The following is a 21,182-nucleotide window of genomic DNA, read 5'->3' on the forward strand; positions in this document are numbered from 1 at the left end:
TTAGATGTTCTTTGCTTTTCTCTGTTCAATGATATAATCAGAAGTGCGCCATGAGCTCGCCAGGATGGTCCAGGTAACGTTCTTATCACCTTGCGATACAAACGGAGCAGCATCTACCACAAACAGATTTTTCACATCGTGTGCTTGTTGCCAGCCATTCAGAGCCGATTTCTTAGGGTCGTTACCCATACGAACCGTACCTACTTCGTGAATAATCTCACCCGGCTGAGCCAAACCATAATTATTGCTGGCATCAGGTTTTTTACCCAACGGAATACCGCCCATGGCATGGATAATCTGCTCGAAAGTATCCTGCATGTGTTTGGCTTGTTTGATTTCGTTTTCGCTCCATTTGTAGTGGTAACGTAACGTTGGGATACCGTATTTATCAACACCGTTCGGGTCAATTTCACAATAGTTTGATTCTAACGGAATAGGCTCTCCACGGCCTGCCATACCAATATAAGCCCCATAAGTAAGGCGGATATCTTCTTTCAGACGTGAGCCGTAGCCACCCGCTTTTCTTTTGTTACCGTTTTTATCAGGGAAAAGCCCGTTTACACGCTCAATGCCACCACCAAAGCCAAAGCCAGGCATACCCATGCCGCCACCATATTCAATATGGTAACCACGCGGGAAATCCAGTTTGCTGTTATCTTCCCACCAAGGCGTAAATACGTGCATACCACCAACACCGTCTTCGTTGTAACGTTTACGGTCCATCAAAGCCGGAATAAATGCAGAACGGCTGGCCCCTGTTGAGTCGTTCAGGTATTTACCGATGATACCGCTGTCGTTGGCTATTCCTCTCTGGAATCTCGACGATTTAGAGTTAAGCATAATACGTGCGGTTTCGCAGGTACTGGCAGCCAGAATAACTATTTTACCTTTTACTGAATACTCTTTTAAATCAAGTTTATTTACATAAGAAACGCCGGTAGAAAGACCAGTGTTAGGGTCTGTCAGTACTTCTCTTACCATGGCATTGTTGATCAGTGTCAGATTACCTGTTTTAGCAGCAGGGATACATAATACTGACGACGACGAGAAGTCGGCATAAGCCTGGCAGGCTCTGCCACATTGTGCACAATAGAAACAGGCACCACGAGAATCGTTGATTGGCTTGGTAAGCATGGCCATACGCGAAGGAATAACCGGAATACCAATACCTGTGGCCGCTTTCTTCAACATCAGCTCGTGCAGACGTGGTTTGGGCGGTGGTAAAAATATACCATCGGGTTCGTTACGGATACCTTCTTTAGTACCAAACAAACCGATTAATCTATCTACTTTATCATAATATGGTGCATAATCTTCATAGCTGGTCGGCCAGTCGTCGCCGATACCTGTCATAGAGCCTCTGCGGAAATCGTCCGGACCGAAACGCATCGAGATACGTCCCCAGTGGTTGGTTCTACCACCTAACATTCTTGAGCGGAACCAACGGAATTGAGTGCCGGGCATAGCAGTGTATGGCTCGCCTTCAATATCCCAACCACCCCAGGCGGCATCAAAATCGCCGAACGGGCGGGTACGTGTACTGGCACCACGACGAGGAGACTCCCAAGGATTTTTTAATTGCGTAATGTATTTAGGGTCAGCGGGATCAAAGTATCCACCCGCTTCAAGCAAGCAAACCTTTGCTCCGGCCTTAGTAAGCTGGTATGCCGCCATACCACCACCTGCACCTGAGCCCACAATAACAACATCGTAGACTTTCGGTTGCTCTTTAATTTCAAACAGGTTCATGTTTAATTGGTCGTAAATAGATATTAAGAGATATAATTTCGAGCTTTAAATGTAGTAATTTTTTTGATAAAAAATTCATTAAATAGCAAAGTATCAAACGCTATAGGTTACAAGATATAACCGGGCAGTTCTTACTTATTTTACGATTCCGGGGAATAAATTTTTTACGCTGCACGATTCTTGCTCATTCTTTTGAACCACTTAACGATTTCAAACCAGATAACAGAAATAAAGCCCGTTAGCATGGCGAGCATCAGCTGATAAGCGTTAAGACTCTGAAACCCGAAAAACACTGTAACTGGTTTTAAATATAGCATAAGCATTACCAGAAAAGTTGTAATTGAGACTATAAATAAAACCAGATTATTTTTGTACCTCAGCGTTGTAAGTATAGAGTAATAAAACGAACGGTTGATTAACGTCAGAAAAATATTTGCGGTTATTAAAACCGTAAAAACCATGGTTCGGGTCAGGGCTTCGCTGTATCCGTTCTGCACGGCATATACATAGGCACAAAGCGTACCCAGAGTGATAACTAATCCCTGCCCAATACTGGTAGATAACTCTTTCCAGTTAAAAAACGTAACAGACATTGGTTTTGGCCTTTGCGTCATTGTGTTTTTTTCCATTGGCTCGTTCTCATATATAATTGAGCAGGTGGGCCCCATGATGATTTCAAGGAAAATAATATGAACCGGCGAAAAAATATTAGGATATACCCACCCCAACGCCAGTGGTATAAACACGGTAAGAATTATTGGAATATGGATGGATATAATATACTGGATAGCCTTTTTAAGATTGGCGTAAATCTTTCTGCCCATGGCCACGGCATCTACCATTTTTGATAAATCATCTTCCAGCAAAATCAAAGACGCCGCCTGTTTAGCTATTTCGGTTCCTTTTTTCCCCATTGATATACCAATATGTGCCGCTTTCAGAGCCGGGCCGTCATTTACGCCGTCGCCTGTCATGGCCACTATCTGGTTATTGGCTTTCAAGGCATTGATAATTTTAAGTTTAGCCTCCGGGAACATACGCGTAAAAACCGTGTTTTTCATTACACTGTTGTTCAGTTCATTAGCCGGCAGGGCCATCAGTTCGTCGCCGGTAATACTGGTTTCATATCCTTTCAAGCCAATTTGCCTGGCAATTGATGTCGTGGTTGCCGAGTTGTCTCCGGTAATTACTTTTACATCAATGCCGGCCTTATAAAAACCTTCCAAAACCTCTTTTATGTTAGGTTTTGGTGGGTCATAAAACGCCACAATGCCCTTGAAACTGAATTTAAAGTCTTGCTGCGCAGCCGGGAAAACATCACCGGCGTGTTCGGTTACGGCTACCCCCAGCAAACGGTAACCATCGGCTGCCAAAAGATTTATGGCTTCATTAATCTGTTTCGTTTCAACGTCAGTTAAGCCTGAAATGCTCATCAGGGCTTCGGGGGCGCCTTTGGCCGCTATCTTTCTTTTACCGGCCTTGTTTTCAAAAACGTGTGTCATCATGGGTGGTTTACCACTCAGAGGGTACTCATGTACCAGCCGATAATCCGGGCGTTCATCAATGGCCGACACCTCACCATAGGCATTATGCAGGGCTATTTCCATAGGGTCGAAAGGAACAGGCTCACTTGCCCACATGGCCGCAGCCATGAGTTCTTTTTCCTGTTCGTTCAAAACATCGCCCGCTTCAAATATTCTGTTTGCCGACAAAAGGTATAATTTTGCCAGGCTCATTCTGTTTTCGGTAAGCGTACCCGTCTTGTCGGTACATATAACCGTGGCACTGCCCAGGGTTTCAACGGTTTTCATTTGTTTTACCACAATGCCCTCTTTCATTAAGCGCCAGGCGCCCAAAGCCATAAAAGTGGTAAATGCAACGGGTATTTCTTCAGGCAGAATGCTCATAGCCAGCGTGAGCGACTGCAACAGGCTATGAAGCACCTGTTGCGTATTTATAAAATTAATGGCCCACACAATTACAAAAACTACTGCCCCAAGCATTGCCATTTTTTTTACAAAATTGGCAATCTGGTTTTCTAATGGTGTTTTTTCTTCTTTTATGCCCTCCAGGCTACTGCCAATTTTACCCAGCCTGGTTTCATTACCAATAGCGGTAACAGTTGCTACAGCCAGGCCCCCTGCTACCGTTGTGCCACTGTAAACAAAGTGATCTTCTGAGGTTTTATCTTTAAGCACTGCCATCGACTCACCTGTCAGTATAGATTCATTGACTGAAAAATCATTTGAATGAACAATAACTCCATCAGCGGTAATCAGCGTGCCTTCTTCTACCACCAGACTATCACCAACTACCAGAGCTTCGCTTTTTATCTCAACCATTTGGCCGTTTCTAATAACCTTGCAGTTGGGTTGCGACAACGCCTTCAGTTTCTCAAGTGCATTTTTACTTCTTGAATCCTGATATAAAGAAATGGAAATCTGAAATATAATAGCGCAGGTCATAAAGATCGCATCACCCACGTTACCGCTTATGAGATAAATAGAGGCTGCTACCAGTAAAAGAATGAGCATAGGCTCTTTAAAAATGCCCAACAGATTTTCTAAGAATGTGTTTTCTTTCTTATAGCTTAACTGGTTAATGCCATAGGCCTCTCTGGCTTTTAGTACTTGCTCATCAGTTAACCCTTGTATATTAAAATTATTTGCAGGCATAATCAGGTTAGTTTTCAATAGTTGGCAGGGGCAAAGGCTAAAGTTACAGCTAGATTAATCGGATACCAAAATGAGGCTTTCTGAATCTGCTAAATGAGCTTTGCCAAAAAAATAACGCAAACCGTAAATAGACAAGACCGGCCAATTGCATCTGACACCAAATAAAAGCCTAATGTAACTAAAGTTGCTGAAAAATACTTGAAAAGTATCAATTGTTGCAGTAACAGGGCGCGCTAAATAAGCCCAAACATTTTTGAAGAGGCACAACTTTTATAAATACTTGATTATAAGATTTAATTACCCTTTAAGAAGCAAATTTTCTTTTGCGAAGCACAAATAAAAGAACACCAAACAAGGCTAATACGCCCAAAGGCAAACCAATATTTATAACCTGCCATTGGGTGCGTTCGTTGCGGGTGCGTAGTTTGTCAAGGGGGCGCAGTTTTACTTCTTTGCCACGTGCCTGAATCACCCCGTTTTCGTCAATCAGGTAGTCAATGGCGTTCATTACAAAATCTTTGTTACCAAAAATATGCCGGGTGGTTTTATCAAACCCTAAGGGCAAAGGATTACCGGTTTTAGGATTAATGTCGTTCACAATTAAATCGCCATCAGAGCAAACCAGCACTTTAGTAGGTGTGCTTTCGGCCTTAAATGTTTTATAGTTGGGGTCTGACGGCAGCAGTCTGTTCTTGTAGAGCGACTCAAACCTGCCTTCCAGCAAATAGGCTATAACATTTATGCCGGCGTTATAATCTTCCTGTTGGGTTTCGGTATGCGCTTCGTTGTAGGTAACCAATGCAGGGGCATTGAGTACTTTTGTGTAGGGGGTTGTCATCAACAAGGGGGTTTTGTGAATACCCGGCGAACTAACTGTATCAATAGAGGCTACATAGCGACAGAAAATCAAATCAAGATTATTAGTTATGAGGCTTTTGCCAAAATTGTTAATAACCGGAAAATAACGGTATGGTATGGGCTGAATATTAGGCTTGTCGCCTATGTTACCTACCACCATCGGAATAGCCGCCGAACTGGCGCCGTCTTTCACAATATTGCTGTTGATACGCACACCATATTTAAAAAACAGGTCGGTCAGGTTCAATTCCAGTGGCTGGGCGTATGTACTTTCCAGACTTACCGAATCTACTTTAAGGCCATCAACAAAAAACAAGGCGCGCCCGCCGCTCATTACAAACTGGTCTATTTTATACTTGGTGCTGTCGTCAATCGGAGAGTCAGGTTTGGGCAAAATCAGCGCATCAAGGCCATCAAAAGTTGGAGATAGCCTGGCATCAACAATGTAAATTTCGTAACGCTCCTGAAGCGAGGTAATCAAATCAGCAAAATTAACGGGCTGTAGTTTGGTAAATTCGGTCAGCAAACCTATTTTCTTCTTCTCTTTAAGTGTCAGTTTTCTGATAGCCGTTGCCAGTTCATATTCGACATTTTCGTACGACTGATTCAGTTTCTCTTGTGCGGTTCTGCCTTCGGTACCTTTTAACAACAAAACCGGCACCTCTTTACCCTCAAAAGTAACTACTGCATAAGGAAATATGATGTTTTCGACCTGACGCCCACCTTTGGTATCAACCACGCGTGTGGGCTGCATGCCCCGCTTCATCAGTTCGGCGTAAAACTCTTCACGTTTTTTGGTGTCATTTTCTGCGTTGGGGTCTATGGCCCTGAACTCAATGTTTTTACCGCCATACACCTTGAATTCATCCAGCGTAGTATTTACAGCTCGCTTCAATCTTTCAAATCCTCCGGGCAACTCGGTTCCTTCCAGATAAACTTTTATCAGTACTTCCTTATCCAGGTTTTCAAGCAGGCTTTTAGTGGCGTCAGAAATAGAATATCGTTTTTCTTCGGTGAGGTCTAGACGAAAAAAAACGAACGACGCCAGCACATTTAGTACGATGATTCCGCCGACAATAGAAAGGATTTTTATAAATTTACTTTTCATTAAGATTTTCTGACGACTCCGGTTCTTTTTAATATTTGCCCAAAATTAAGATATTCGTTCATCTAATTCCACATTAATAATGAAAACCGCTCAATATTGGATTGAAAAATATCAGATGCAGGCACACCCTGAAGGCGGTTACTTTGCCGAGAATTACCGTGCAGCCGAAACCATTCGACAAGATGCTCTTCCAAAACGTTTTGAAGGCGACAGAAATTTCAGCACCGGAATTTATTTTTTGCTTGAAGGCCACCAGTTCTCGGCTCTCCATCGCATAAAGTCAGACGAAATCTGGCATTTTTATTACGGCTCACCTCTTTATGTTTTCTATATTGATAATCAAGGGCTGGTGCAAACCATAAAGCTGGGCAATAACCCTGAAAACGGTGAGGTGTTTCAGGCCGTGGTACCTGCCGGCGTTTGGTTTGGCAGCAAACCTGCGCAAGCTGATGGTTTTTCGCTGGTTGGCTGTACAGTAGCGCCCGGATTTGATTTTGCTGATTTTGAGCTCGGCGCCAGAGAAAAACTGGTATCTGAATACCCTGAACACGGTGAAATTATCAAGATGCTGACCCATCAATAAAAAAAGACCGAGGAATCGGAAACGATTTGCCTGATTCTTTACCTTTGCAGAAGTTTTAAATTTTGAATTATTAACGTATTGTTGAAATGTTACAACGCCCCCAATCTTTGTTATTGCTTCTTACAGCTATTTGTATGATTTTGTTTATGGCTACCCCGATATGGCATAAGGCAGGTACAGGAGAAGAAGCCATACTAAGCCCTTATTATCTGGCACACATGAAAGGCACCCTGGCAGCCGTTGCCAAACCGGTATATTATCTGGCCATATTGGCTGTTGTTTCGGCCGGGGTATCTATATTTACCATTTTTCAGTATAAGAACCGTGTACGGCAGATGCTTTTTGTGGCACTAAATTCGCTGATTGGTGCCGCTTTGCTGGGAGCAACGGTGTATCTTATACAATTTGAAGGCACCAAGTTTTTTGCCCCTGAGCAACAGGGTGAGTTTGGAATAGGCTTCTGGGCTGCGTTTGCGGCGCTGGTATTCAACTGGATAGCTAACCGGCTGATTCGCCGCGATGAAAAAATAGTAAGAGATGCCGATAGAATGAGGTAATCATCATCTTAGTCTTTATCAACGAAAAAATCCTGGCCTTCACAGATCAGGATTTTTTCGTTTGATATCGTCTTAAACACGCTTGCTGATGTTGCCGAACATCTGGGTGAGTGTTTCTTTCAGATCATACTTCCAGGTCCATTCTGGATAATGCGTCTTGAATTTGGTAAGGTCAGAAATATACCAGATATGGTCGCCGCTGCGGTTATCTTCTGCGTAGCTGTAATTCATTTTATTACCTGTTATTTCTTCACATAAGGCTATTCCCTCTGTCATTGAACAGTTAGCAAAACGGCCACCACCGGCATTATAAACCTCACCCGGGCGAGGCGCATTATAAAAATGCCAGAACATATTCACGAGGTCCCAGCTATGAATGTTATCTCTTACCTGCTTGCCTTTGTAACCAAAAATGGTGTAGTGGTTTCCGGTAATGGCACACTTCATAAGATAAGCAAGAAAACCATGCAACTGTGCCCCTGAGTGATTAGGCCCCGTTAGACAGCCACCACGAAAAACGGCGGTTTTCATACCGAAATAACGGCCGTATTCCTGCACCATTACATCTGCCGCCACTTTTGACGCCCCAAAAACAGAGTGCTTTGAGTGGTCAATTGACATCAGCTCATCTATACCATTTTTATAATAAGGGTGTGCCTGGTCTATTTCCCAACGGGTTTCAAGCTCTACCAATGGCAGGTAGTTTGGCGTATCGCCATATACTTTATTGGTAGATGTAAAAATAAACACAGCATCCGGACAGTGCCTGCGGGTCATTTCCAACATTACAAGCGTTCCATTGGCATTTACTGTAAAGTCAGTAAATGGTTCACGGGCTGCCCAGTCGTGGCTGGGTTGGGCGGCTGTATGCACAACCAGCTTGATATCATGACCGTATTCGTTGAAAATCTTGCCGATTTGTTCTTCCGAGCGGATATCGGCATTATAATGTTTGTAGTTACTGAACTGCTCTTCCAGCCGGTTACGGTTCCAGTCTGTTGAGGCCTCCGAACCAAAAAAATAAGAACGAAGATTATTATCTATCCCAATTACCAAGTCAAATTTTTCAGCAAAAAAAGCTACAGATTCGCTTCCTATTAAACCCGCCGAGCCGGTTACTAGCGCTATATTCATTTCAGAATTTTTAGTGTGAAGTTCAAAAAACAAAAATAGGCATTTTACAAAAGTACGAATTGCCAGAAGCCCCATACCAATTGTAAATGCCTATACTGTGAGCTAATAATTAAGCTCCGGTTTTCCCGTACAACTTCTCGCGAATCTCGTTGGCACGTTTCTCGAGGTCAGGGTTAGCCGTATATTTATTCTTTAACTGTCTTGCGGCCGAATCGGGGCTTACACCATAAACCCACTCATCACCCTTGCGGACATCCTTTTGCTCAATTCTGTTAGTCTTTTGATAATTGCATGAAGCCAACGAAACAGCAACAATTGCAAATGATAACACGCTCAACTTTCTCATGTTAATAATGATGGTATTTAAATTTGCACAAATTTAAGTTCATCCGGCCAAACTGCCAAAATAAATTGTCTTTTTTAAATGCCTTCGTTTCTTTTATTAGAAGTAATTGATAAATTTACACATGGCACCATCACAAGAAGAAAAACTGCAAAAAAGCCTTACACCTACGCTATTGTGGGGCTTAGGCGTTGGATACGTAATCTCTGGCATGTACTTTGGCTGGAATCTAGGCCTTGAAAAAGGCGGAACATTAGGCATGGCAGTTGCCACCTTCATAGTAATTATACTATATATTACTTTTTCTTTGAGCTATGCCGAACTGGCTTGTGCCATTCCGAAGGCTGGTGGGGCCTTCGACTACGCCAACAGGGCCCTGGGCAAAAAATGGGGATTCCTGGCCGGGATGTCTCAAAACATTGAATTTCTTTTTGCACCCCCTGCCATTGCGGTGGGTATAGGTTCTTACTTCCATGTTATATTTCCGCAGTTTTCAGTTACAGGCATTGCCATAACCGCGTATATTCTATTTACGTTATTGAACATACTCGGCACTAAACTGGCGTCTGCATTTGAGCTGGTTATTACCATACTGGCCGTATTGGGGCTGATAATATTCTGGGTTGTGGTTTTTCCGGATTTTGAGTTTAAAAACCTGCAGGTAAATGCTTTACCCAACGGCTGGTCGGGCAGTTTTGCGGCCTTGCCGTTTGCTATCTGGTTTTTTCTGGGTATTGAAGGCCTGGCCAATGTAGCAGAAGAATCGGTGAATCCTCAAAAAGACATCACCTGGGGTTTCGGTTCGGCCATGACCACCCTGGTTGTGCTATGCCTGCTTACTTTTCTGGCTGCTGTGGGCGTAAACGGCTGGGAAACCATCGTTTATAATACTGACGGAAGCGCTTCTGACTCGCCACTGCCAATGGCTATGAGCAAAGTAATTGGTAGCAACAGCGGTATTTATCAATTAATTGTAGGTATTGGTACCTGCGGACTGATTGCGTCTTTCCATGGCTTGGTTTTGGCTGCCGGACGCTCAACTTTTGAGTTTGGCCGGGTCGGGAACGCCCCCGGTTTTCTGGGCAGAGTAAATAACCGGTTCAAAACCCCTGCCAATGCATTATTGGTTAATATGGTATTGGGTGTACTGGCACTGCTTACCAACTCTACGGCCGACATCATCATTCTTTCGGCATTTGGGGCTTTAACCATGTATATTTTCTCGGTGGTTTCTCTGCTGGTGCTGCGTAAAAAAGAGCCAGAATTAGCCAGACCATTCCGCGTACCATTGTATCCGGTTTCACCTCTCATCGCATTGGTTATTGCTTCTATTGCCTTAATGGCCATGATTATTTATAACCCGATGCTGGCGCTTGTGTTTTTTGCGATTTTGATTGGGAGTTTTGTTTTGGCAGAGATAATTAAGAAGGTATAAAACAGAAATTACATCCGGTTTTTTTTAATGGATGCAGACAGCGGATTCAAACAATTTCCGTAGGCAATAAACAATAAAAGCGACACAAGTTTAAGGCTTGTAGTCGCTTTTGTTTTAAGGTTCTGCCAGATGCTGAACTATACTCGCAGGAATATTTTGTTACGATACATAAACCAAAGGAAACCCCATTTAACTGCAATAATGCCCCCTGCCAACACTACCTCATAATAATGCTCACCGGCTAAATCGGCCATCCATTGAAAAACCCCTTTTGAGGTATAGTACCAGTCAATGAATTTTCCCGACATATAAATCAGGATAGAGTTTACACCTATTATCATAAAGAAAAAGGCCCATCGGCGATACCCCAACACATCAATTATAAAATAAAACACAGCCAGCAAAAGCAGGCTGCAGCCACCTACATATAGGACGAAAGAGCTTGTCCATAGATTTTTGTTGATAGGAAAGAATAAATCCCAGAAACCACCCACAATTAGACATACAACCCCGGCCAACGCCAATGATGGCGCTTTTCTTTTAATATCAATAGTACTGTTTTTCAAAAAATTACCTGCAAAAATACCCAGTAAACCTGTGCCAATGGCCGGGAAGGCCGATACCAGCCCCTCGGGGTCATGAATGCCCCTGTGCAATCGCCCGGGAAGAATGGTTCTATCTACCCAAGAGGCAAAGTTTCCTTCCATTGATAAATCACCCATCGGGAAGCCCGGCGCTGAGGTAAATTTCAGCAACAGCCAGTAGCCTATCAATATACCCACAAACCAGACATACTGAAACCGCTGGCTGGCATATATGTAAATAATACAGGCAAACATATAGGCTATGCCTATGCGCCCTAAAACGCTCGGGAAACGCACTTCGGCCAATGGCTTAATATGTAAGCCGTTATTATAGATGATACCCAATACAACCAGAATAAGCCCTCTTTTGATTATCCTTCGAAGGAGTTTAGATTTGTCGGTTCCTTTTTCCAGCTCACGGCCTACAGAGTAAGGTGTAGAAACGCCAGACATGAACAGAAACAGTGGGAAGATGAGGTCATAGAACCGGAAGCCGTTCCACTCTACATGCGAAAGCTGGGTGGCTATCCAGATAGCCGCAGGGTGTTTGGTGGCCACCATTAATTCATGGAAAAAATCTTCTGCACCCATTATCCAGAACATATCAAAACCACGCAGTGCATCCAGGGAATAAAGTCGTTGTGAAGGCGTACTTTCACTCATTTTTTTAGGGCTTAGGTTTATTGCTTAAAAGTAAACATTTTCTTATATTCTAATACATTAAAAACTATAATTTTGACTACTGATTTCGGGTATTTAAAATGGTAGTAAGTAAAACTTAATATGAAATATAAACATCTGAACAGGGTTTATACATAAAACCTGATAGCGGAACGTAACACAATACTTTTTCTTCTAATAAATGTTATTCAACTGTATGCCAATAAGACTTGCTGCCATAACCGATGCGCCCCCTTTACGTGAGCTTTCAGAAACTACCTTTCGTGATACTTATACTGAATACAATACTCCTGAAAATATGGAAAAGCATGTGGCTAAGAACTTCACCATAGAGCAGATAGAAAAGGAATTAAAAGACCCTGCTAATCAGTATGTGGTTTGCGAGGATGGTGATACGCTGACCGCATTTGTAAAACTGGTGAGTAACCATGCAGCCAAAGGTTTAGAAGGAGAAAATGCCATAGAAATAGAAAGAATATATGTGCGGAAAGCTTTACATGGCCAACAGCTGGGCCGAAAACTAATTGACTTCTGCACCGACTGGGCTAAAGAAAACGGTTTTAGTGTTATATGGCTGGGTGTTTGGGAGCATAACCATAATGCCATGCGCTTCTATGAAAAGATGGGATATGAACGCTTTGGAGAACACTCTTTTGTGTTAGGGGATGATAACCAGACCGATTATCTGATGAAGAAGTATATTTGAAATAGAAGACCTAAACGGAGCAATCGCTTAGGTCTTCTATACCCTACTCAGGTATCTCCATCCTGATGCGCCATTCTTTAGGCAGATAATTATTCACTCTGTCACCGATTACCTTCATAAAGCCGAGATTCAAACCCTGGTATTGAGCCAAAAGCCAACCTTTGGGTTGGTCAGAGAAGTCGATAGTCAGGTTTTCTTTTTTCAAAAACTTCAAGGCTTCCTCTTTCGATAGCTCAATGGCTGGTAAATTTTTGGCAATGGCTGTACTAAGAGCTAAATCATGACTTGGTATGAAGTCATTACCTTTAAACTGGCCTATCTCTAAACCGGAAGAACGTTTCTGCAAAGCCCTGAAAACAACAGCATAATTACTGATGAGTGCAGCAGGTATGGCTACTATTTGTCCGTCTGGCTTTTCAAAATATTCAAAGGCAGCCGGTTCCTGAAGCCATTCTTTCAAAACATCTATTTTTTTCTGTGGCACTCGGTTCAGCTTTACTTTCCCGCTGCCCTCCAGTTTTTTCCCTCTGGTTTTTCTGAACACAGCCAGATAGAATCCTTCACCTTTTACTTTGTGAGGAAAAAACTGATACCCGTATTTCTTTTCCGAAATGCCCCATTCTGCAGGTATTTTTAGCTTAACAGATTCAAAATCGGCCACTTGGGTTAACCAATGGGCATTCTGCTCGTTTTCTTTTTCATTATAGGTGCAGGTTGAATAACACAAGATGCCCCCCGGTGCTACCAGCATGGCTGCTGCCTGTAGAATCCGTTTTTGTCGGGCACTACAAATCTGCACACTATTCTCCGACCATTCGTTCATAGCCTTGGGGTCTTTTCTGAATAGCCCCTCGCCTGAACATGGCGCATCCGTTAGCACCACATCAAAGAAACCTTCCAGATCAATCATTTCCTCAGGATCATGGTTGCTTACCACATAATTCGGGAAGCCCCATTTTTCAAGGTTCTCTTTCAAAACCCCTACTCTGCTTTTGATTACCTCATTAGCAACTAACAGACTTTTATCATTGATTAAAGAAGCCAGTAATGTACTTTTACCACCCGGTGCGGCACATAGGTCCATTACACGCAACGAATGGTTTAAATCGGTTGTTTGCTTAACCGCCTCAGCTACAAACATAGACGAGGCCTCCTGCACGTAATAGGCACCGGCATGGAAGGCAGGGTCTAGCGTAAAAACAGGCCTTTCGGGCAAGTAAGCAGCATCAGTAAGCCACTGAACTTTATCAGCAGATGCCACAGGTTCTGCTGTTTTCTTTCTATCATTCAACCTGATAGTAACGGGCGTGGGTTCTGAGAGGCTCTTCACAAACGCCTCATATTCGTCGCCCAAAATGGTCTGCATTTGCAGCGCAAAAGCTTCAGGTAATTCCATTATTTATTATTTACTAAAGTCTTGTTTGGTAAATCGCGCGCATCAATTCCTGAAAGACTATACACTATTATTTACAAATCTACTAAAACTGTTTATCTAAAACAGCCTGCATTTCAAAACTCGTGATTAACAGCCGTTCTGCGTTTATATATTCACTTACTCTCATAAAAAATAAAACCCCTATCCGAAGAAAGGGGTCAATTTCAAAAACAACGAATCTAAATCGTGCGACAAATTAGATTTGTACACGTTTGAACGCTGTCACTTTCAAACCTTTTTGTGTATTTTCAAGTAATTGAGCAATGGTAACAGAGCTGTCTTTTACGAACTCCTGGTTCAACAAAGTGTTTTCTTTGTAGAATTTGCCAAGTTTACCCATCGCAATTTTCTCAAGCATTGCTTCTGGTTTACCTTCCTGACGAGCTACTTCCATACCGATTTCAATTTCTTTCTGAACAACAGCCGGATCTACATCATCTTTATCAAGACCTACGGGTTTCATTGCTGCAATCTGCATGGCAATATCTTTACCAACTTCAGTTACGTCAGTTCCCTGAGTATTATCAAAAGCTACCAATACACCCAGTTTACCTGTTGAGTGATTGTATGAAACCACCTGAGCAGATTCAAGGGTAGCGTAATCAGTAATCACTAATTTTTCTCCGATTTTACCTATCAATTCGGTGATGTTTTCTTCTACCGAACGGCCATCTGCCAAAGTAGTGCTCAATAGCGTTTCTTTGTCTTTAATATTGTTGGTAACACCAGCCTGAAGAATTTCTTCAGCCAATGTACGGAAAGCCTCAACTTTAGAAACAGGCTCGGTTTCGCAGGCAAGCGCCATGATGGTTGCACTTGAACCGTCTGCGCTAACGCTTGTTAAAACAATACCTTCTTTAGTTTCGTTGTCAGCGCGTTTAGCTGCTACTTTCTGACCAGCTTTACGAAGAATCTCAACGGCTTTATCGAAATCGCCTTCAGCTTCTGTTAAAGCTTTTTTGCAGTCCATCATACCAGCTCCTGTCATCTGACGGAGTTTATTTACATCTGCTGCTGTAATATTCATGATTTTATATAATATAAAGAGTTTCTAAAAAAGATTTATCAACAGTAAGCTATTGATTTTGTAAGAAAAAAGCCATAGTAGCTACTTTCGGGGTGCAAAATTATAAGTTTTTTCAGTAAAAACCAAAAATGCAAGAAATTAGCAAGGGAATTTATGGTAAGATAATACTATGGAACCATAATGAGCATATTTGTTAATTCAACTTCAAAATAGACCGTTAAAAAAAAATGGATTCACAGCCCCCCCGCTGATTTGAGTTTACTTAAAATATCCAAATATATTGCATAAAAAACGCCCTTATTAAATCATAAAACCTTTAATTAAATGAAAACAAAATTATTTCTTATTTTCGTTACAGTAGCTTGCTTCCTTTTAGGAGCATGCCAGAAGAAGCAGTACGCTTCTTTTCAACAAGGGCAAGTCGAAACCTTTACTCATTCCAGGACTCTTGTTAGCCCCCCAAAATCAACTACTCAAGAAAACAAGGCTTTTGAAACAAATCTGGCTACCGGAGAGATTATTACCAGTAATGTTGATAATCCTGCAGAAGCCTTTGAAGCCTCAACCAATATAGCTTCACCCGGTTTAATAAAAACAGAACCGGTAGAAGAATTGACATACAACCAAAAAGCTATTGACACAGAGTTTGAAAAACTAAACAAATTTGAAGAGTATTTAAATGCAAATAACGGTAAAACGCCCGAAGAGTTAAAAGAATCGGCTTTGGCAAATGAAATAAAGTTAGATGCTAATATAAATAATACTTTTAAAGGTGGTGAGCTGCCCGGAGGGGTTCCTGCTTTCTGGTGGGGATGCGTTTTTACTGTAGTTGGGGTTCTGCTAGTGTATATAATATCAGATAATGATAAGGAACAAACCAAAAAAGCAATAAATGGATGTTTGGTAGCTGCTGGTGTGGTGGCTCTTTACTATTTAATAGCTCTTCTTGTGGGCTTTAGTACGCTTTTCTAACAATAGGCATCAAGAGCATCTATAAGAGTCAATCGATTAGCTGATGAAAATTTATCAGCTAATCGATTGACTCTTGTAAATGAAAAACAATTAAATAAATTCATTGTCATTTCTGATTCAGAATACACTATTTCTTGTACATTAAAAGTTTGAAGATGCATTTGTAAGTATTAATTTCACAAATTCTATACAATCAATCAGAGATTTCTTTTTTCAAATTTTTGTAATGTTATGATTATATGAAATGTATAAATAAAAAAGTGTGTGTTTCTGCGATTTGGGTAATTGTCTTAACATTCTCAACAACCTATCTTTACTCACAAAAATCTTATAGAATAAAGGCTGATATTTCAATAAAAGACAAACATACTGAAAATACCTACGGATTGACCATTGGTAAAGTATATTACAGTATTGTTTCTAAAAAATTGGTTTACAAGTTATCATTCCCTAGTCAAGAAACTATTGTAATTAAAGATACCATTTTATACAAAATTGACAATAATGGAACAATCAAAAATGAGCAGAGAACTTTGCTGGTAAATGAATTTACCATTTTTCATCTTTCACTTTCCGGCAAGTTATCAGATTATGGTCTAAGCCAGGGAAATACTTCAAAAATTTACAAAGTACAAAAAGTTGAAAAAGACGCAAATGGCAGAGTAATTACGACCTGGGAAGTTGCCGAAAAAAAACTAATAAAACTTATGGGTAAGATAAAAATGGCAAATGTTGATAAAAAATTAGATGCCATTGCGTTTTATGATTTACAAGGCAAACTATTAAGTCAACAGTTCTTTAAAGATTATGACAATATAAATGGTGTAATTTTCCCAAAACAAATTACTCAAATTTCATACAACGCCGATGGGACTCAAAAAATACAGCAGACAACCTTTAAAAATATTGAAATTGACGAAAGTGGTGAAGATAATATTTATGACTACCCTCTGCCTGTTCCTGCTTTGCCCGGGTCTGGTAAAAGCCCAAAGTAAAGATGAAATAAATCTGCTTAGAGGGGTTATGCAACAACCACCTAAAAAAACCTATAAAGAGGCTACTGGCAATAAAAACGAGGTACAATATCTATTTTCAGGGCTGTTTTTGTTTTATAAAACCTTTTTTTCTTCTCAGGACATGACCTCTTGCACATTCACGCCGTCTTGCTCTGAGTACGGAATTTTGTCTGTCAAAAAATATGGCCTGGTAATGGGAGGTGTCAGAACGATGGACAGACTTACCCGTTGCAACGGATTAAGCCCGACCAAGTATGAAGTTGACATGAAGGCAAAGTTATTGATTGATAAACCCTAACCTGATGAAAAGACTATTATTATTTTTTTGGTTCTCTCTAAGATTCATACATATTTCTGCCCAAGACCTTTATAACTACGATAATTCAAAAAAATTTGCTGAATATCTCTCTAAATCCGGTCAATATGAATTAGCTACAAGAGAGTTTGAACGCCTGACTTTTATGCAACCGCAGAATGACTCGCTCAAAACTTCACTTTTAACTATGTACAGGCGCTCAGGCAAACTTGATGACGCTGTGGCCCGCGGAAGACAATTATACCCTGACCTTTCATTGATGACCGCACCTTCTGCCATTGAATATAGCAGAATTTTACTACTCAGGAACGACTTTAAAACGGCCGGAAACTTCTGGGCAATTAACAAAAGGCTATCTAAGCCAGATAAAGTGATTTTGCAAGCTACGGCTGAGATTTTGAAGGACGATTATAAAGAAGCCAATGAGATACTGGCAACATTGAAAGACAACGACCACCAACTGGCCTATGATTATAAAACACTGGCGGCGCAGGCTGTTAAAGTTAAAACCAAAAGCCCGGCTTTGGCAGGTATCATGTCGGCGGTGGTGCCGGGTACAGGCCGCTTTTATGCCAAAGACTGGAAAGACGGCATCGTTTCTATGTTTTTTGTAGGCACTATGGCTTTTCAGTCCATCCGCGGATTTAATAAAAGCGGTGTAAACAGTACTCGCGGTTGGATATATGGCACCGTTGGCCTGGGCTTTTATCTGGGCAATATTCATGGCTCGGTGGTTTCTGCTAAAAATTACAACAAAAAAAGCCGGCAGACCTTCAGAAATCGTATTGACAATCTATTCAACAGTTATTTCTGATTATTCTTTACCCTATCAATTATGCCGGTTCCAAAACCACATCGATTTATAGTCAGGCTTCTGGCAACTGTTTGTCTGACAATCCCAAACCTGCTCTGGGCTCAAAATCTGAAAGAAACGTTTGATTTTGCTAATCAGCTCTATGAAAAGAGAGATTTTGACGGTGCAGCCAATACTTATAGAAGAGTTATTTTCTTTGATAAAAAAGAGGAGTTCAGAAAGCAATGTTATAAAAACATTGCCGATTGCCTCTATGCCACCCAAAACTTTGAAGAAGCCGCCGATTACTATGAGCTGGCTTTTTATCAGCAAAAAACTGATAGCCTGAAAGCAGAGATTCTGTTCCGGAAACTTTCTTGTTTTTTACTGACCAATAACTTTGAATATGCCGAAATAGAACTCTTTAGCTTACCTGAAAACCTCAGCGAATCACAAAAAAGACGAAAAACCTTTTATGCGGCTGTTCTTCATTTTTCAACAGACCGATACGAAGAGGCAAAAAAGGAATTTATAAGCCTGATTGATTCAACAGACCTGGAAGCGAAGCAGAAGATACATGAGTTGTTTGCAAAAAATGAGAAAATCAGTCGGCTCAACCCTAAAACAGCTCAGACCCTGAGTATGATTCTACCCGGATTAGGGCAGTTTTATGCCGGAGATGTAAAAAACGGTTTTAATTCTTTTTTGCTCACCGGAGGCATTATCACCTGGGGAGTACTTACGGCTATTAATAGCGCTGCACGGTTTGATGTTTTCATTACCATGGTTCCGTGGTTTCAGCGATACTACATGGGTGGTTACAATAAAGCTGCCATTATTGCAGAAAATCAGAAGAAAAAACGAAGAGCAAAAGTTTACAATCAGCTGCTCGATGTAGTTTCAAAGTAAATCTGTTTACATATAAAGATTTTACTGCATAAAAAAGCCCCTGAAAAGCCTTTATTAGCAGTTTCAGGGGTGTATATAACAATACCGGCAGCGGGCATTGCATCAAATTACTTGCTCACAACATACAACTCAACCACGTTTTTCTTTGAGTCGATGTCAATCCTTGTTGGATTCAACATGGCAGTTTTGTTGTTTTTAGATAATGTAATGTCATATACCTTTCTGTCATATTTCAATACCGACCCAGACAACGCATCAATACCCCAACCCAATAAATTGCCAAGGTTCAAGACACTAACCACATTAAATTCTTTATCAAGCGTAATCAATCTGGTTTCGTAGCCATCAAGTTTGTATTCAACATCTGTATCATTCAGGCTTCTTTTCACATTAACTGTACATGGCGTTTTGCAAAGTTCAATGCCATCTTTGTAGATTGTTGCACCAGACGGTGTACTGTTAAAGGTAATTCTGTCTTTTGTGCCGGTAAAGATAGTTGCGCAACTTGTCATCATCAGGCCAGTAATGGCCAGTAAAAAAAATCTTTTCATAGTAATACTTAATAATTAAAATTTAGCTCCTACTCATTAGGCTTTTCGGAAAACGCCCCGTTTTTTATTATGGTTTCTGGTCTCCATTTTTGTATGTTTATGTAATATGAGGCTTTGGCTACCTATTAATACATAATATATACAATTTACCTTTAATGCTCATTAAGGTTTATATCACTAAACCATTACCAATAAGCAACATACAAGGAAGTTTCAATCTGGCCTCTACTTCCAGACAACCAAGAAACACATTACCCCTACAAAAATTGAATAATTATTTTAAGCAGGGTACCTTTCAGATATTATCTATTGATTAAGAATTTATTTTACCGAAAAGCCTGAAACAACCCATAAACAAATTGTAGGCTTTATGCAGGCAGCAAAGGTTGTATTATGCTGAGGTTACTTAAACCTCATAAATTTATGCAAGTATGCAAAAAACAAAACAAATTGGCAAGCCGTTACCTATAAAAATGACAAATAATCCCAGCCGTTATCAGCCACTTTAAAATCTGAGATTATGAAAAAAATTATTGCCACAGCTATGCTGAGTTTTCTTTACTTTTTATCAATACACAATTTACAGGCACAGGAATTTTACAACGGGCCAAAAACCCTTAATGCCGGATTGTTTTTCGGATATGGAACTGGCGTGGGTGCATCTTTTGATGCCAGAGTGCACGAATATCTGAGTGTGGGAGCCATGGGGGCTTTTACGTCACAGAATTATATTGGAGGCACCAGAAGTTCTGTAAGTTTAAGTGCCCGTGGCGCGTTTCATGCTGGCAAGCTCATTAATCAGGCTATGCAAACAAATAATGAAGATTTTGACCCTTATGCCGGGATACTGGTTGGTTTAAGAGCTGAAAGCTATTTACAAAACCAGACAAAGGGCCTTGTAGGAATATTTGTGGGGGGCAGGTATTATTTTCAGAGCAAGCTGGGCATATATATGGAACTGGGTGCCCCTTATTCGTCAGTGGGTATAACTTATAAACTCTGAATCAGCAAAACCGCTGTACAACAGAAGAGGCGAGCTTTTACCCACCTCTTCTGTTATTTTTATAGCTCTCTGATACGAATAGATTTAAATGAAATCATATCGCCATGGTCTTGCAGGGCAATTTTGCCTTTTGCATGGGGCTTGGCGTATTCTGCGTCAGCAAATTTACTTTTGGCTACCATTGCTATCCAGTCGGTACTGCCGTACTCGTACTCTACCAATTTTTTGCCATTCAGCCAGTGCTCAACGTGGTTATCTTTCACAATAATCTTACCGGTGTTCCACTCGCCTGCAGGTTTTACTACCGTAAAATCGTTGGCTGGCTGCATATCATAATTGGCAGCTGTTTTCTGGGTGTCTTTCAACTTGGCCGGATACCCGCTGTCGTCAATTATCTGGTACTCAGGGCCAGACATATATGAGGCACTTGATTCAGGTTTTTCAATTACTTTATAAATAATACCGCTGTTACCCTTAGGAGCCACTTTGTATTCAAATTCTAACTCAAAGTTTTCATATTCTTTGTCAGTCACCAGGTCTCCGCTTTTGCCGTGGGTCATCAGTGTGCCGTTCATTACATGCCAGCCTTTAACGCCGGTGCCATGCCAGTTATGCCAGCCGGTGGTTGTTTTGCCATCAAATAGTTTTACCCATTTCCCTTTCTGTGCAGTTGCATTCATTACACAAAGTGCGAAGGCCGCAATCAGTATTTTTTTCATGTTCAATAATTAGGTTGATTAATAGATA

Annotated in this window: 20 protein-coding genes; 10 read left to right on the forward strand and 10 right to left on the reverse strand. The window is 41.1% G+C overall.

Going from position 1 to position 21,182, the window contains the following annotated elements:
• The 3 genes from NZ848_RS10345 to gldG form a co-directional block, all read right to left on the reverse strand.
• The gene (locus tag NZ848_RS10345; RefSeq protein ID WP_101724668.1) at positions 1-1,749 is read right to left on the reverse strand and encodes a GMC oxidoreductase; all 1,749 of its coding nucleotides are present in this window, start codon (positions 1,747-1,749) and stop codon (positions 1-3) included.
• Positions 1,750-1,913: 164 nt separating this feature from the next.
• The gene (locus NZ848_RS10350) at positions 1,914-4,424 is read right to left on the reverse strand and encodes a cation-translocating P-type ATPase (protein ID WP_259015429.1); all 2,511 of its coding nucleotides are present in this window, start codon (positions 4,422-4,424) and stop codon (positions 1,914-1,916) included.
• 304 nt (positions 4,425-4,728) lie between these two features.
• Positions 4,729-6,390, reverse strand: a complete 1,662-nt coding sequence (gene gldG, locus NZ848_RS10355) for a gliding motility-associated ABC transporter substrate-binding protein GldG (RefSeq protein WP_259015431.1) — start codon at positions 6,388-6,390, stop codon at positions 4,729-4,731.
• 79 nt (positions 6,391-6,469) lie between these two features.
• On the opposite strand from gldG, the gene NZ848_RS10360 reads away from it, so the two are divergent.
• Together NZ848_RS10360 and NZ848_RS10365 are read left to right on the forward strand one after the other, a co-directional pair.
• Positions 6,470-6,973, forward strand: coding sequence for a cupin domain-containing protein (locus NZ848_RS10360; RefSeq protein WP_259015432.1), 504 nt, complete (start codon positions 6,470-6,472; stop codon positions 6,971-6,973).
• An 86-nt stretch (positions 6,974-7,059) separates the two neighbouring features.
• The gene (locus NZ848_RS10365) at positions 7,060-7,530 is read left to right on the forward strand and encodes a DUF4293 domain-containing protein (protein ID WP_259015434.1); all 471 of its coding nucleotides are present in this window, start codon (positions 7,060-7,062) and stop codon (positions 7,528-7,530) included.
• A gap of 72 nt (positions 7,531-7,602) precedes the next feature.
• Here the strand turns inward: NZ848_RS10365 and NZ848_RS10370 are convergent, their stop codons facing one another.
• Positions 7,603-8,664: an NAD-dependent epimerase/dehydratase family protein gene (locus tag NZ848_RS10370; RefSeq protein ID WP_253531151.1), complete on the reverse strand. Its 1,062-nt coding sequence runs from the start codon at positions 8,662-8,664 to the stop codon at positions 7,603-7,605.
• A gap of 109 nt (positions 8,665-8,773) precedes the next feature.
• Positions 8,774-9,010, reverse strand: a complete 237-nt coding sequence (locus NZ848_RS10375) for a hypothetical protein (protein WP_101724673.1) — start codon at positions 9,008-9,010, stop codon at positions 8,774-8,776.
• A 121-nt stretch (positions 9,011-9,131) separates the two neighbouring features.
• On the opposite strand from NZ848_RS10375, the gene eat reads away from it, so the two are divergent.
• On the forward strand, positions 9,132-10,442 hold the full coding sequence (gene eat / locus NZ848_RS10380) for an ethanolamine permease (protein ID WP_253531153.1): 1,311 nt from the start codon (positions 9,132-9,134) through the stop codon (positions 10,440-10,442).
• 137 nt (positions 10,443-10,579) lie between these two features.
• Here eat and NZ848_RS10385 read toward each other — a convergent pair whose 3' ends face one another.
• Positions 10,580-11,689, reverse strand: coding sequence for an acyltransferase family protein (locus tag NZ848_RS10385; RefSeq protein WP_253531156.1), 1,110 nt, complete (start codon positions 11,687-11,689; stop codon positions 10,580-10,582).
• A 214-nt stretch (positions 11,690-11,903) separates the two neighbouring features.
• Between NZ848_RS10385 and NZ848_RS10390 the strand changes: the two genes are divergently transcribed.
• Positions 11,904-12,413: a GNAT family N-acetyltransferase gene (locus NZ848_RS10390; protein WP_259015435.1), complete on the forward strand. Its 510-nt coding sequence runs from the start codon at positions 11,904-11,906 to the stop codon at positions 12,411-12,413.
• Positions 12,414-12,456: 43 nt separating this feature from the next.
• On the opposite strand, the gene NZ848_RS10395 is transcribed toward NZ848_RS10390, so the two are convergent.
• Entirely contained in the window at positions 12,457-13,809 is a 1,353-nt protein-coding gene (locus NZ848_RS10395) for an RsmB/NOP family class I SAM-dependent RNA methyltransferase (protein WP_259015436.1), read from the reverse strand.
• A 235-nt stretch (positions 13,810-14,044) separates the two neighbouring features.
• A complete protein-coding gene (tsf, locus tag NZ848_RS10400; protein WP_253531165.1) occupies positions 14,045-14,875 on the reverse strand; it encodes a translation elongation factor Ts in 831 nt (276 codons plus the stop codon).
• 324 nt (positions 14,876-15,199) lie between these two features.
• On the opposite strand from tsf, the gene NZ848_RS10405 reads away from it, so the two are divergent.
• From NZ848_RS10405 to NZ848_RS10425, 5 genes are all read left to right on the forward strand, one after another.
• Positions 15,200-15,847 carry a hypothetical protein gene (locus tag NZ848_RS10405; RefSeq protein WP_253531168.1) on the forward strand — a complete coding sequence of 216 codons (648 nt, stop codon included), beginning with the start codon at positions 15,200-15,202 and terminating at the stop codon, positions 15,845-15,847.
• Between the two features lie 239 nt (positions 15,848-16,086).
• The gene (locus tag NZ848_RS10410) at positions 16,087-16,842 is read left to right on the forward strand and encodes an outer membrane lipoprotein-sorting protein (protein ID WP_253531171.1); all 756 of its coding nucleotides are present in this window, start codon (positions 16,087-16,089) and stop codon (positions 16,840-16,842) included.
• The gene (yidD, locus tag NZ848_RS10415; RefSeq protein WP_253531174.1) at positions 16,787-17,161 is read left to right on the forward strand and encodes a membrane protein insertion efficiency factor YidD; all 375 of its coding nucleotides are present in this window, start codon (positions 16,787-16,789) and stop codon (positions 17,159-17,161) included. The genes NZ848_RS10410 and yidD overlap by 56 nt, the downstream gene beginning before the upstream one ends.
• A gap of 4 nt (positions 17,162-17,165) precedes the next feature.
• Positions 17,166-17,993: a tetratricopeptide repeat protein gene (locus NZ848_RS10420; protein ID WP_259015437.1), complete on the forward strand. Its 828-nt coding sequence runs from the start codon at positions 17,166-17,168 to the stop codon at positions 17,991-17,993.
• 21 nt (positions 17,994-18,014) lie between these two features.
• Positions 18,015-18,881 (forward strand): tetratricopeptide repeat protein, encoded by an 867-nt coding sequence (locus NZ848_RS10425; RefSeq protein WP_259015438.1) that lies wholly within the window; start codon positions 18,015-18,017, stop codon positions 18,879-18,881.
• A gap of 107 nt (positions 18,882-18,988) precedes the next feature.
• Here the strand turns inward: NZ848_RS10425 and NZ848_RS10430 are convergent, their stop codons facing one another.
• Entirely contained in the window at positions 18,989-19,432 is a 444-nt protein-coding gene (locus tag NZ848_RS10430; RefSeq protein ID WP_259015439.1) for a PEGA domain-containing protein, read from the reverse strand.
• Positions 19,433-19,952: 520 nt separating this feature from the next.
• Between NZ848_RS10430 and NZ848_RS10435 the strand changes: the two genes are divergently transcribed.
• Complete coding sequence (locus NZ848_RS10435) at positions 19,953-20,435, forward strand: hypothetical protein (protein ID WP_259015440.1); 483 nt, start codon at positions 19,953-19,955, stop codon at positions 20,433-20,435.
• Positions 20,436-20,494: 59 nt separating this feature from the next.
• Here NZ848_RS10435 and NZ848_RS10440 read toward each other — a convergent pair whose 3' ends face one another.
• On the reverse strand, positions 20,495-21,154 hold the full coding sequence (locus NZ848_RS10440; protein WP_253531186.1) for a 3-keto-disaccharide hydrolase: 660 nt from the start codon (positions 21,152-21,154) through the stop codon (positions 20,495-20,497).
• Positions 21,155-21,182 lie beyond the last annotated feature (28 nt).

Origin of the sequence: Emticicia fluvialis, from assembly GCF_024793945.1 — a bacterium.
Classification (GTDB): domain Bacteria; phylum Bacteroidota; class Bacteroidia; order Cytophagales; family Spirosomataceae; genus Emticicia; species Emticicia fluvialis.

Coding starts and splice junctions, on each gene's coding strand:
- NZ848_RS10405 (WP_253531168.1), top strand. CDS start 15,200: ATGAAAACAAAATTATTTCTTATTTTCGTTACAGTAGCTTGCTTCCTT.
- NZ848_RS10370 (WP_253531151.1), bottom strand. CDS start 8,664: ATGAATATAGCGCTAGTAACCGGCTCGGCGGGTTTAATAGGAAGCGAA.
- NZ848_RS10350 (WP_259015429.1), bottom strand. CDS start 4,424: ATGCCTGCAAATAATTTTAATATACAAGGGTTAACTGATGAGCAAGTA.
- NZ848_RS10435 (WP_259015440.1), top strand. CDS start 19,953: ATGAAAAAAATTATTGCCACAGCTATGCTGAGTTTTCTTTACTTTTTA.
- NZ848_RS10385 (WP_253531156.1), bottom strand. CDS start 11,689: ATGAGTGAAAGTACGCCTTCACAACGACTTTATTCCCTGGATGCACTG.
- NZ848_RS10365 (WP_259015434.1), top strand. CDS start 7,060: ATGTTACAACGCCCCCAATCTTTGTTATTGCTTCTTACAGCTATTTGT.
- gldG (WP_259015431.1), bottom strand. CDS start 6,390: ATGAAAAGTAAATTTATAAAAATCCTTTCTATTGTCGGCGGAATCATC.
- NZ848_RS10390 (WP_259015435.1), top strand. CDS start 11,904: ATGCCAATAAGACTTGCTGCCATAACCGATGCGCCCCCTTTACGTGAG.
- NZ848_RS10395 (WP_259015436.1), bottom strand. CDS start 13,809: ATGGAATTACCTGAAGCTTTTGCGCTGCAAATGCAGACCATTTTGGGC.
- NZ848_RS10375 (WP_101724673.1), bottom strand. CDS start 9,010: ATGAGAAAGTTGAGCGTGTTATCATTTGCAATTGTTGCTGTTTCGTTG.
- NZ848_RS10425 (WP_259015438.1), top strand. CDS start 18,015: ATGCCGGTTCCAAAACCACATCGATTTATAGTCAGGCTTCTGGCAACT.
- NZ848_RS10420 (WP_259015437.1), top strand. CDS start 17,166: ATGAAAAGACTATTATTATTTTTTTGGTTCTCTCTAAGATTCATACAT.
- eat (WP_253531153.1), top strand. CDS start 9,132: ATGGCACCATCACAAGAAGAAAAACTGCAAAAAAGCCTTACACCTACG.
- NZ848_RS10440 (WP_253531186.1), bottom strand. CDS start 21,154: ATGAAAAAAATACTGATTGCGGCCTTCGCACTTTGTGTAATGAATGCA.
- NZ848_RS10410 (WP_253531171.1), top strand. CDS start 16,087: ATGAAATGTATAAATAAAAAAGTGTGTGTTTCTGCGATTTGGGTAATT.
- NZ848_RS10430 (WP_259015439.1), bottom strand. CDS start 19,432: ATGAAAAGATTTTTTTTACTGGCCATTACTGGCCTGATGATGACAAGT.
- tsf (WP_253531165.1), bottom strand. CDS start 14,875: ATGAATATTACAGCAGCAGATGTAAATAAACTCCGTCAGATGACAGGA.
- yidD (WP_253531174.1), top strand. CDS start 16,787: ATGACTACCCTCTGCCTGTTCCTGCTTTGCCCGGGTCTGGTAAAAGCC.
- NZ848_RS10360 (WP_259015432.1), top strand. CDS start 6,470: ATGAAAACCGCTCAATATTGGATTGAAAAATATCAGATGCAGGCACAC.
- NZ848_RS10345 (WP_101724668.1), bottom strand. CDS start 1,749: ATGAACCTGTTTGAAATTAAAGAGCAACCGAAAGTCTACGATGTTGTT.